The organism is Pseudoalteromonas sp. XMcav2-N (assembly GCF_024124545.1).
GTDB lineage: Bacteria > Pseudomonadota > Gammaproteobacteria > Enterobacterales > Alteromonadaceae > Pseudoalteromonas.
Window position 1 is genome coordinate 83718 of sequence record NZ_JAMXSF010000012.1, and the last position, 12215, is coordinate 95932.

Annotated in this window: 10 protein-coding genes; 2 read left to right on the forward strand and 8 right to left on the reverse strand. The window is 48.7% G+C overall.

The features are described from left to right. Positions 1-16: 16 nt before the first annotated feature. The 4 genes from NH568_RS15840 to NH568_RS15855 are packed head-to-tail and all read right to left on the reverse strand — an operon-like array spanning position 17 to position 2822. A complete protein-coding gene (locus NH568_RS15840; RefSeq protein WP_253048692.1) occupies positions 17-553 on the reverse strand; it encodes a pilus assembly protein PilP in 537 nt (178 codons plus the stop codon). Next, complete coding sequence (locus NH568_RS15845) at positions 553-1155, reverse strand: type 4a pilus biogenesis protein PilO (protein WP_253048694.1); 603 nt, start codon at positions 1153-1155, stop codon at positions 553-555. Before NH568_RS15845 ends, NH568_RS15840 begins: the two co-directional genes overlap by 1 nt. Positions 1156-1158: 3 nt before the next feature. Beyond that, positions 1159-1755, reverse strand: a complete 597-nt coding sequence (locus NH568_RS15850) for a PilN domain-containing protein (RefSeq protein ID WP_253048696.1) — start codon at positions 1753-1755, stop codon at positions 1159-1161. Then, positions 1743-2822 (reverse strand): pilus assembly protein PilM, encoded by a 1080-nt coding sequence (locus NH568_RS15855; RefSeq protein WP_138545873.1) that lies wholly within the window; start codon positions 2820-2822, stop codon positions 1743-1745. The genes NH568_RS15850 and NH568_RS15855 overlap by 13 nt, the downstream gene beginning before the upstream one ends. A gap of 224 nt (positions 2823-3046) precedes the next feature. Here NH568_RS15855 and NH568_RS15860 point away from each other — a divergent pair, with 224 nt between their 5' ends. After that, complete coding sequence (locus NH568_RS15860) at positions 3047-5494, forward strand: penicillin-binding protein 1A (RefSeq protein ID WP_253048698.1); 2448 nt, start codon at positions 3047-3049, stop codon at positions 5492-5494. Positions 5495-5552: 58 nt separating this feature from the next. Here NH568_RS15860 and metL read toward each other — a convergent pair whose 3' ends face one another. Next, complete coding sequence (metL, locus tag NH568_RS15865; protein ID WP_253048702.1) at positions 5553-7901, reverse strand: bifunctional aspartate kinase/homoserine dehydrogenase II; 2349 nt, start codon at positions 7899-7901, stop codon at positions 5553-5555. A 5-nt stretch (positions 7902-7906) separates the two neighbouring features. Further along, positions 7907-9130, reverse strand: a complete 1224-nt coding sequence (gene metB / locus NH568_RS15870) for a cystathionine gamma-synthase (RefSeq protein ID WP_253048704.1) — start codon at positions 9128-9130, stop codon at positions 7907-7909. A gap of 299 nt (positions 9131-9429) precedes the next feature. On the opposite strand from metB, the gene metJ reads away from it, so the two are divergent. Continuing rightward, positions 9430-9750 carry a met regulon transcriptional regulator MetJ gene (metJ, locus tag NH568_RS15875; protein WP_010386199.1) on the forward strand — a complete coding sequence of 107 codons (321 nt, stop codon included), beginning with the start codon at positions 9430-9432 and terminating at the stop codon, positions 9748-9750. Positions 9751-9819: 69 nt separating this feature from the next. On the opposite strand, the gene NH568_RS15880 is transcribed toward metJ, so the two are convergent. Further along, entirely contained in the window at positions 9820-11061 is a 1242-nt protein-coding gene (locus NH568_RS15880) for a malic enzyme-like NAD(P)-binding protein (RefSeq protein WP_010386198.1), read from the reverse strand. Between the two features lie 632 nt (positions 11062-11693). Next, the gene (rpmE, locus tag NH568_RS15885; protein WP_082078901.1) at positions 11694-11909 is read right to left on the reverse strand and encodes a 50S ribosomal protein L31; all 216 of its coding nucleotides are present in this window, start codon (positions 11907-11909) and stop codon (positions 11694-11696) included. Between the last annotated feature and the right edge of the window lie 306 nt (positions 11910-12215).

Sequence of the window (12215 nt, forward strand, 5' to 3'; positions counted from 1 at the left end):
TATTTTCACCTTTTTATTATTCACCGGCACCGACGTCCTCGGCTTCCACCATTTCGACTTTGCTCAAGCGCTCTTTCCAACACCCTGTCCCATCCGGGATCAGCTCCATCAGTTCGAGATGGTCGGCCTGTACACTGACAACTTTACCGTGGTACAAGCCCATATATTCGTTTTTCTTTATTCTGAACAAGCCCTGCTCGCCAGCACGGATCAACGCCCAAATTGTCTCTCCCCGAGTAATGGTTCCTTTCATAATCAGGTTATCTAAAGCGTATTTTTCTAAGGGATCTCGTGGTCGATTCGGGTCTGGATGCAGACAGTTTTTTACTTGTACCAGTCGACTTTCAATGACTTCCGGTTGCGGTGCCACAAAAGGACTGCGTAATTTACCCGCACTGTAGGGAAAGTGCTCAAACTGTGCCATTTCGGGCATAGGATCTATGCTCGGTGTTGCGTTGGCCTGCACCCGATCGATAAATTCTTTTTGTTCTGCGGTATTATCATTACACGCTGCGAGCAATGCCAGCGGCAGCACGATGAACAGATGCCTCATTAATCAGCCTCCTGCTCATAGCGATAGGTTTTTGCCACCACACTGAATACCAACTGATTATTACCAGCCCCTTCAATTCGAAAATCGTGCAAACTCACGATCCTTGGCAGTTGCGCCACTTTGCTGACAAACTCGCCAAACTCATGGTATGTCCCGACCACCTCAAGATTGATAGGTAGCTCAGTGTAAAACTCTTTTTTCACTTCGGGCAGCCAGCCAATTTTTAAAAAGGTCAGTCCGCTCGATGTCCCCACATAGGTCAAATCGTCAAGCAGTCCCGGCGTTTCGTTTGAAGTCGGCAACTTTCTTAACAGCTGAGAAAACTGCGCTTCCATATCCTTCATTTGCTGACGATACAGCTCCAGGTTATTCGCGCGACCATATTTGATCCGATAACTGGTGCGCAAGTCTTCTTCTTCTTTCACTGCATGCTCAAAATTTGCCACGGACGCAGACACTAACATGCTGTAGCCGATCACCAGCATCACAACCACAACCAGTACACAACAAATGGCTTTGACTGGCATTGGCCATTCGCCAATATTGTCCAGTTCAATCTCGTTCCAGTCGATCTCCTGCAGCGACTTCAGGTCAAATTTCATGGCCTAGTTCCCCGCCTGCTTGGTCTGCGCTAATTCTGCGCGCTCTTTTTCCATTTGTGCGAACGTTTTAACGTAAAAGTTCATCGTAAAGTTACTCAGCAAGCGTTCTTCACGCTCCCCGGCAACAATGCCCTGTAACACCGGATCTCGTAGCAAATAGGATGACTCAACCGCCCGCAGCATTTGCGATAAACGGTTATTCGATTCACTGCGTCCAATCACTTTTATCATGTTTTGCTGACGCTCCAGGCTGGTCAGATAAACACCCGCAGGGACCACGCGCGCGACTTCGTCAATCAGCTGAGTGCCCAAGTTACGATTACTTTGCAGCTCTTCAATCAAGCGGATACGACGTTGCAGGTTTTCTTTTTGCTGATTGAGTCCCTGTATCTCGCCAATCCGCTTATCCAATTTTCTTATTTCACTTGAGAGGTAGCGATTCTTTATTTCCTGCCCTTCTCTAAGCGTATCGTAAAACGCCCCGATCCCGTACATCAGCGCCAGGCTAGCGGCAACAATCACTCCCAGAATGGTCAGGAATTTTTGTTGAGAAGCTTGCCGCTGTTGTTCCCGCCAGGGCAGTAAATTTATATGTGGCATGATGAAAAGCTCCTCAATGCCAGACCGGTAGCAATGGCAAACTGTGCTCTGTGGTTGCTCAGTACACCTCTGTCTACTTTCGGTGCAATTTCCATATTTGCAAACGGATCCGCCACAATCGCATGAACACCAAGCTCATCCACCAGCAGACGATCAAGCCCTTCAACCTGAGCAGTGCCGCCTGTCAGAACAATATAGTCAACCTGCTCCTGACCGCTGGTCGTCATAAACATTTGCAATGCACGACGCACTTGCTGAAGCAACGAAGTTTGAAACGGTGCCAATACCTCAAAGGTGTAATTTGGCGGCAGATCTCCGGTGGTTTTTGCCAGCTCAGCCTGATCAAAACTCTTGTTATAATAGGCTACAATGCTATTCGTATACTGCTCGCCCCCAAATACCTGATCTCGGGTGTACAAAGTTTTGCCTGACTGCACAACGCTGACCAAAGTCACCACTGCCCCTATATCTATGATACCCACGACTTTATCATAGGCATCCGAAGGTAACTGGCCATATAAAACGTCCACAGAACGCGCCAGTGCATAGCTTTCAACATCCACCACTTTGGCTTTTAAACCCGCTTCTTCTAACGCGCTGACCCGCGCCTGAACACTTTCAGTTCTTGCCGCAGACAGCAGCACATTGACTTTAGACGGATCCGCTTCATTCACCGTTAACTTTTCAAAGTCCAGACTCACTTCATCAAGTGGATAGGGGATCAGACTGTCAGCCTCAATGGCAATTTGCGATTCTAGTTCAGCATCGCTTAAGGATACATCCATGAAGATCATTTTGGTGATGACCGTTTGTCCTGATACGGCAACGGCAGCGAAATGCGTGGTTTTAGGCAGACGCTTGCGAATTTTACTGATGACTTTACCGACCGCTTCAATGTCCTGAATCGCTCGCTCTTTCATCGCGCCTTTAGGTAAAGGTTCAATGGCCACAGCTTCTACCCGATATCCGGCACTCGATTCAGCCAGCAAAACGGCTTTTACACAGTGTGACCCTATGTCTACCCCGACCATCATGGGTGCTTGTTTTTTTAAGAATTGACGCAGCATGCGATTAGCCCAAGTATCCAGAATACAGTACTGTCTTAATTAAGAGTTTAGTCATTTAGGTACGGTTTGGCGAAAAGCGTTATACTACCTGCCAACTTTCGGCCACACTCCCATGCGCCTTAATCAGGCACAAAGTAATTTACGCAAAAATTATTAATCGTTTTTTAATCAGGATATACTAACAGCGTCCGATTGTAATTGGGAGTCTCGCTAGGGATAAATTCGTGAATTTATTAAAAAGATTACTACAACTTATACTGCTTTGCACGACACTGGGCCTGCTTACCCTGTTCGGCCTTTATTACTATGTTAAATCCGACATTCCCAGTGTTAAGGTTTTAAAAGATGTACAGCTGCAAACCCCAATGCAGGTCTTTACCCGCGACGGCAAGCTGATCAATCAGTTTGGCGAGAAGCGCCGTATTCCGGTTAAAATCGACGATATTCCCGAACCTTTGCTCAAAGCCTTTTTGGCAACAGAAGATAACCGCTTTTATGATCATTTCGGCATCGACCCGATAGGCATAGTCCGTTCCTTTATCGTACTGGTCAGCACAGGTGAGAAAAAACAAGGTGCCAGTACCATCACCATGCAGTTGGCACGAAATTTCTTCCTGACCCGGGAAAAAGCCTATATTCGCAAAGTGAAAGAAATCTTCATCGCCCTGCATATCGAGCGGCTACTGAATAAAGATGAAATTCTGGAGCTTTACCTGAATAAAATAGAACTCGGCCACCGTGCTTTTGGCATTGGCGCCGCGGCGCAGGTTTACTATGGTAAAGAACTTCATGAACTCACATTGCCACAAATGGCGATGCTGGCTGGTTTACCCAAAGCCCCTTCAGCACTTAACCCTATCCGCAATCCGCAACGGGCAAAATTACGCCGTAATGTGGTACTGGGCAGAATGCTTACCGAGGGTTATATCTCTCAGGTTCAATACAACGAAGCCACTCAGGCGCCCATCACCGCCAAACGCCATGGTGCAGAAATAGAGCTCTATGCGCCTTACATATCAGAAATGGTGCGCGCGTACATGGTGAAGACCTATGGTGAAGATCAGGCCTATAACTCAGGCTTTAAGGTCTACACCACGGTCGAATCAGATATTCAGGCAGCGGCACAACAAGCACTAATCGACAACCTGCACGCCTATGATATGCGACACGGCTTCCGCGGACCTGAGGCACAATACTGGCAGGCAGAAGAATTACCCTGGTCACCCCCTCAGATCCTGGAAAAGCTCCAGACGGTCAAAGAAATAGACCCTTTGCGTGCCGGAGTTGTAACCGCAGTTGACGAGCAAAGCGCAACCGTCATGTTAAAGAATGGCGCTGAGATCACTGTGCCCTGGTCTGGATTAAAATGGGCACGCGCGTATATCACAGAACGCCGTCAGGGATTGCCACCCAAACTCGCAAGCGACATTCTGGCGCCTGGCATGCAAATCTGGGTACGTGAAACAACTCAGGACTGGCTGCTAAGCCAGCTGCCACAACCGGCTAGTGCACTGGTTTCTCTCGACCCACAAAGTGGTCGTATCAAAGCCTTAGTGGGTGGCTACAGCTTCCAGCAAAGTCAATATAACCGTGCCGTTCAGGCCAAGCGCCAGGTTGGCTCTAACATCAAGCCTTTCATTTATTCAGGCGCACTGGAAGCCGGTTATACCCTATCGACCATCATCAATGATGCTCCCATTAATCACTGGGATAAAAGTATGGGCGTGGCCTGGCGTCCCAAGAACAGTCCCGACGTTTACAGCGGCCCAATCCGTATCCGCCGCGCACTCGCTCAGTCAAAAAACGTGGTGTCGGTGCGGCTATTGAGAGGCATGGGGCTCAACGAAGCGGCCGACCATATTCTTAAGTTTGGCTTTGATAATGAAGACATCGTACGCAGTGAGTCATTAGCTCTGGGGAGTGCTTCACTGACGCCGCTTGAAATGGCACGAGGCATGAGTGCCTTTGCCAATGGGGGCCACCTGGTCGAAACCTACTTTATCGAAAAGCTCACCGACAGTTACGGCAATGTGTTGGGCGCGGCACAGCCACTGAAAGTGTGTACTGAGGATGAGTGGGAAGTGGATCAATACACTTGTGCACCGCGGATCATCTCGGAGCAAAATGCCTTTTTAATCGCAGATGCAATGAAAAGCGTAGTCTGGGGAGGCGGCAGCTGGAAACACAAAACCGGCTGGAGTGGCACCGGCTGGCGTGCCCAGGCACTTAAACGTAAGGATCTGGCAGGGAAAACAGGAACCACGAACAATTCTGTCGATACCTGGTTTACGGGCTTTAACCGCAACGTATTGACCACCGTATGGGTTGGATTCGATGACCCGGGTAAATCACTGGGCCGTGCTGCGTACAATGCCAACCTGGGTAAGCAACAAGTGGTTGGTGCCGAAGCCGGGGCTACCTCTGCGCTACCAGGCTGGGTGCAATTTATGCGCGCAGCGTTAGAAAACGAACCCCTGGCACCAATCGACCCACCTCCGGGTCTGGTGTCTGTGCGTATCGATCTGAAAACCGGATTACTGAGTGAGCGTAACGATCACACCAGCCGCTTTGAATATTTTGAACGGGGCACAGCACCGAGTAAATACGTGCTGGATACCGGGTCAAGTACACCATTTGAAGAGCAACTCCCGGATACCGAAGAGTTGTTCTGATAGCCATGACTAAAAAGGCCGGTCACTGACCGGCCTTTTTAGTCATGAACGGTACTGATTACCTCAGCTGCTGCGTTAACCAGTACAAGTCTGAGTGGATCCCTGCCGCGGTGACTTCTTTACCTGCACCAGGACCTTGGATCACCAACGGGTTTTGTTCGTACCACTGAGTCGTGATAACGAAAATATTATCTCCCGGAGTCAGGTTCGCAATCGCGCTGCCCTGAGCAACCTCAGCAATGCCCACTTTAGCGTGAACTGCCCCCGATGCATCGATTTCTAATGCCCCTGTATAGCGCAGCACCTTGTCACTGGCCTGTGCCGCATCATTGCGCTGCTGGTAAAATGCATCTAACTCCGCTTTGCGTGCTAAAAAGGCTTCCCAGCTACCTTGTGCCAACGCATCAGGCATCAGGGCCTCTAATTCAATATCATCCAGCTCCAGTTGCAGACCCAGTTCACGCGCCAGGATCAGCAGTTTGCGCTGCATATCCCGGCCAGATAAGTCTTCTCTGGGATCGGGTTCGGTGTAACCCATTTCTTGTGCGGCCAGTACCAGCTCAGAGAAAGGGCGCGAACCGTCGAAGCTGCTGCACAGCCAGGATAAGGTACCCGAAAAAACCCCTTCAATTCGGACCACTTTGTCGCCGCTATTCTGCAAATCGGCCAGTGCAAAATTCACCGGCAATCCGGCTCCGACACTGGTGTTATAACGCCACAGTAAATTGCGCTCCTGGAGTTGAGTGCGTAATGCCTGATACCAGTCATGCGAGGCTGTACCAGCATATTTGTTAGCGCTGATCAAATGACAGTCGTGTGCCGCAAAATCGGGATAAAGCTGGCTAAATGCCTCGCTGGCAGTGATATCAATCACCACTTTGTGCTCATAATCAAGCTCACTGATACGATCCAGCAACTCTTCATGCGAGTAATCCTGCGCTTCACTTTGCCACTGCTGTTGCCATTGAGACAAGGTCAAACCGCTGGGGCAGAACACCATTTTTTGTGAACGCAGTAGTGCGACCACTTTGAGATCAAACTGGCTCTGCAAACGTGCAATTTGCTGCTGGCACTGATTGAGGAATACTTCACCCACATTACCCAACCCGGCGATGATCACCGCCAGTTCACGGCCTTTGTTTACCAGTTTATCGTGCAAGATAGCTAAAACATCGCTGTCAATGGCCTGATCCGTAAGGAACAAAGCATAGTCTGTGGCGCTATGAGTAAAGCGCACTACGACGGCCTGCTCATCCAGCACAGCCTGTGCCTGACGCACTAATGGCGCAATATCAGGACACGGCGCCACAATGGCAAATCCGCGTAAGTGAGATTCAACGATGGTGACCCGACCGCTCAGACGCAATACCACCTGATGCGTGAACTCGCTGGGCACCAGCAGGTAATCTTCTCCGTTTTGATTGAAGTGATGAATGCCATGCTGAATAAGTTGGCTAAGCGCCCCGACTTCACCTGAAACAAGCGTATCAACGCGTAATAAATCCAGGTCGCCAAAGGTGGTCACAAAGCGCTTTTCTTTACTATACCCTTGCTTGACGACCTCGGTACCTTGCACATCAGGGTCAAAGCTGCTGCGTACCTGCAGCTTAATCGCGGTCTCTTTCAGTGGTGACAGGGTTTTTGCATGCAAAACCGGGTTGCCCAGACGTGCCAGCAAATTCGCCTGTGCACGACATACCTTGCTGTATTTTATGGCATTACCCACTTTACGTGGATCGGTACTGAACACACCAGGAGTGTCTGTCCAGATAGACACAGACGCCGCATCCAGATAGCTGGCTAACAATGTCGCACTGTAATCGCTGCCATTGCGCCCTAGCGTAACCGTATTGCCCGCACTGTCGGCAGCAATAAATCCGGTGACAATATAAATTTTGTCCTGGTTGAGTGCCTGATGGCAGGCCAGACGATTCTGGCCATGCATCAGCTGCCCCTGGTGCTGAGTAAACAGCGACCGCGCATCTACATCTTGTGCAGCAATATTCAGCGAGTTCAACAGGGCTGCGAGTAAACGTGCCGACCAAACCTCGCCGAATGCCAGTAGTGGCGCCTCCTGCAACTGGCGGGACTGTGCTTGGCGGCCAATGCTGCTTAGCTCATCTCGTAACTCAGATGCCAGCTGATCCTGCTGGACAGCAGAAAACAACTCACTGATCAGCTGCACCTGATGATTTTCAACCTGCAGCAATATATCGCTGAAAGCACGCTCATCCTGCTGCTGATAGCTTTGCCACAAGGCAACCAGAGTATTGGTCGTTTTGCCAGCCGCCGATACCACGATACAGTCGCCAGTTTGGCAGTGGCCAATGATGATATTGGCAACTGCCTGATAGCGTGCCGCTGAGCTCAGACTTGAACCACCGAATTTATGTACTGCTTTTGTCATTTCTTCTACCACAATGCCGTATGTGCTGGCGAGAGCTTGAATGCTTTCGCATTATCACTGGAACCGCCTTGCGTGGTTTTCACCGCAGCAAAAGCCTGCTCTAGGTCTGCTAATAAATCGTCGATTTCCTCAATGCCCACCGAAATACGTATCAGTGTATCCCCGACACCCGCTTCAAGACGTGCCTCAGGATCCATGCCCGCATGCGTCATAGTCGCGGGGTGACAGATCAGGCTCTCAACTCCACCCAGAGACTCAGCCAGCGAGAATTGCTTCACACTCGTCAGAAACTTAGCGGCATCCGCCAATTCCCCTTTAATGTCAAAGCTCACCATACCACCGAAGCCTTGTTGCTGTTGCTTAGCCAGCGCATGCTGCGGATGGCTTTCCAGCCCTGGGTAATATACCTGACTGACAAATTCAGATTGCTCAAGATAACGTGCAATCGCCAGGGCGTTTTCCTGATGCTGTTTCAGGCGAACATTGAGCGTACGCAAACCACGCAACGTCAGGTAGCTGTCAAATGGCGCCCCCGTGATGCCAATATTGTTCGCCCACCAAGCCAGTTCATCACCGAGTTCCTCGGTTTTGGCAATCACAGCACCACCGACTACATCGGAGTGACCATTAATATATTTGGTCGTAGAGTGTACAACAATATCCACACCAAATGCGATGGGGTTTTGTAACGCTGGTGAAAGAAAGGTGTTATCAGCTGCAACCAATGCACCGCACTGTGCTGCAACGTCCGTGACCGCTTTAATATCAGTTAATCGCAAAATCGGGTTGCTTGGTGTTTCAACCCAGACCAGTTTTGGTTTAATGACCAGTATCTCTTGCAGACTCTCGCTGCGCGTCAGGTCCAAGACTTTCACCTTCAATAAGCCGCGCTTTTCCAAAGAAGTAAACAAGCGATAGCTGCCACCATAACAGTCGTGTGGGATCACTAAGGTGTCATCGGCATTGAGCAGCTGAGTCACCAAATGTACCGCAGCCATGCCGGTAGCCGTAATAATGCCCTTTGCACCACCTTCAAGCTCTGCCAGCGTTTGCGCGAGAATGTCGCGATTCGGGTTGCCGCTGCGGCCATAATCATAGTCACGCTTCTTATCGAAGTCCGCAAATGAATAGGTGGTCGACAAATAAAGCGGGGGCACCACTGCACCATGATGCTTGTCAGCATCAATGCCTGTACGTACCGCTATGGTTGACTTGTTGCTTTGGCTCATAGGTCACCTGGCTAAGTTGGATGTTTAGACGTCTAAAAGGTTAGATGAACAAAAGTTAGAAGTCAAAACATTTATACTGCTAAATGGCTAAATAACTAGTATTTGACTATCTTTTTTAAACCGATAAAATTTCGCCACTCAACGCGAACTCTATGCTAATAAGACTGAGTATTTGAGCTTAAATATGGCAAATGACGTGCAACATTGCCAACAGAGAGCCTACGTGTCACGGTTGGATCCATACACAGTACGCAGTCTTATTCGCATTGCATCTACAACACTGAGGCAAGTACACCACTATGGCTAAATGGAACGGTGAATATATTCACCCTTATGCAGAACACGGTAAGAAATCAGAACAGGTAAAAAAGATTACCGTTTCTATCCCGCTCAACGTGCTTAAAGTGCTGACCGATGAGCGCACCCGTCGCCAGGTTAACAACCTGCGCCACGCAACTAACAGTGAGTTACTGTGTGAGGCATTTCTGCATGCCTTTACCGGCCAGCCGCTACCTGGTGATGAGGACCTGCGCAAAGATAACCCGGAGAAGATCCCGGCAGAAGTGCGTCAGATCATGACAGAAATGGGGCTGGAGATCCCAGAGATTAACGAAGAATAATCTCGTCGGCACCAGTGAACAACAACAAAAAAGCCTCACAATGTGAGGCTTTTTTTTGCTCAGACCGGCTTATGCCATATAATTTTCTGGCATCTCTATTTGCGCCACACCGGACTCAACCGCCGCCTCAGCCACCGCTCTGGCTATACGTGGCAACAAACGCGGGTCCATAGGCTTAGGAATGATGTAATGTTCACCGAATTCCAGACTGTCGACATCCGCCGCTTTGAGTACTTCAGCAGGAACCGGCTCTTTGGCAATGCTGCGGATCGCTTCAACCGCCGCAATCTTCATTTCATCGTTAATGGCCGTTGCACGCACATCCAGTGCACCACGGAAGATAAACGGGAAGCACAGTACATTATTAACCTGATTTGGATAGTCAGAACGACCTGTTGCCATGATCAGATCGTCGCGAGCACCATGCGCCACTTCCGGGCTGATCTCAGGATCCGGGTTAGAGCATGCAAAAACCACTGGCTTGTCAGCCATCAGTTTCAGGTCTTCCGGAGACAGTAGGTCCGGACCAGACACGCCCACAAACACGTCCGCATCTTCAATCACATCCTGTAAGGTGCGCTTGTCGGTGTTGTTGGCAAACAGCTTTTTGTACTCATTCAGATCATCGCGACGCGTATGGATGACGCCTTTACGGTCAAGCATATAAATGTGTTCACGCTGCGCGCCGCACTTGATTAACAACTCCATACAGGCGATGGCAGCAGCACCAGCACCCAGGCAAACGATAATAGCGTCATGAATGTTCTTGCCCTGTATCTCCAGTGCGTTCAACATACCCGCAGCAGTAACAATTGCAGTGCCATGCTGGTCATCATGGAATACCGGTACATCACAACGCTCAATCAGCGCACGCTCAATCTCAAAACACTCAGGTGCTTTAATATCTTCCAGATTGATGCCACCGAAGGTATCGGCAATATTGGCAACCGTGTTGATAAAGTCTTCTGTGGTACGATGCTTAACTTCGATGTCTATCGAATCCAGGCCTGCAAAGCGTTTAAACAGTAGCGCTTTACCTTCCATCACAGGCTTAGACGCCAGAGGGCCAAGATTACCCAACCCCAGGATCGCAGTACCATTACTGATAACGGCAACCATGTTACCTTTACCTGTGTAACGATAAGCATTGCTCGGATCGGCAGCAATTTCACGGACGGGTTCAGCAACACCTGGACTGTATGCCAGGGCCAGATCCTTGACGGTTTCCGCAGGCTTAGTCAACTCAACGCTGATTTTTCCTGGAACGGGGTGGGCATGATAATGTAACGCTTGTTCACGAAAGTCTGACATGACGCGATTTTTTCCTAACGAAGAAGTTGAAAGTGAGAGTGAGATAAAAAATTCGCTAACTGCTTTAAACCATACCTTTTTTAAAAATTAATTCAAGCGATATCAGGTCTATCCTGTTAAAGCAAAAATAGTTGGCAGTTAGCAATATTTAGCGACTTTTTTGCTACTTTTCGGCAAAGTTAACTCACAATAAATGATCTGATAAGTGTCACTTTCAGTTCAAAATAGCGTCATTTTTATGCAGAATATAAACGAAATAAATAAAGCAAACTGGCAAAACAAGTTCGCAGCATTTAATGATTTTTAGCTTGAATTTACACACAAATCGAAGATTTTATAGAATTATAAACCTGAATTGATAACGGATAGCTATGCATATTAATCAGCTGAATATGGTCATTCACGCTGAAACAGGTCATGACAGGATTATCATAAAGCCAGCCTTTGAAGGTATTAGCGAGTACACCCGTTTTCTGACAATAGACACCTTTATACTGGAAACTTTACTAACCAAACCGAACTGATCCGTCCACTTGGCTCTGAAGGGAGAAGGCAAATACCAGATTGAAAAACAGGGAGTGCAGAAACGAAAAAAGCACCCGAAGGTGCTTTTTCTACAGCAAAAGTAGTGCTTACTTCTTGCTGCTAAGCGCACCGAAGCGCTTGTTGAAGCGATCAACACGACCACCTGTATCTAGGATCTTCTGCTTACCAGTGTAGAACGGGTGACAAGCAGAACATACGTCCAGGTGAATGTCTTTACACAGTGTTGAACGAGTCTCGAATTTGTTACCGCACGAACAAGTTGCTGAGATTGTTTCGTACTTAGGATGAATACCTTCTTTCATAGGGCACCTCTAGTTAAGGCCGTATCGCTCTCCAAACCCGAAGTCTGGCACCATACGTAGTTATACAAAAATTGTGGACGCGTATTTTAGGGTCAATTAGGATGATCCACAAGCAATAAATGCAATTTAGCAGTTATTTTTTGTGCAATCTCATCATGAGGCCGTGAATCACCAAGCGAAAAGCACGCTGTGTCAGCATACACATGCAATTTTACGCTGTTACGGTATACTGACCGCCGGTTCTGATTGCATGTTTAATCACAATCAGACAGCTATCCTTAACTTTGATACTCAGATGCCGGAGTC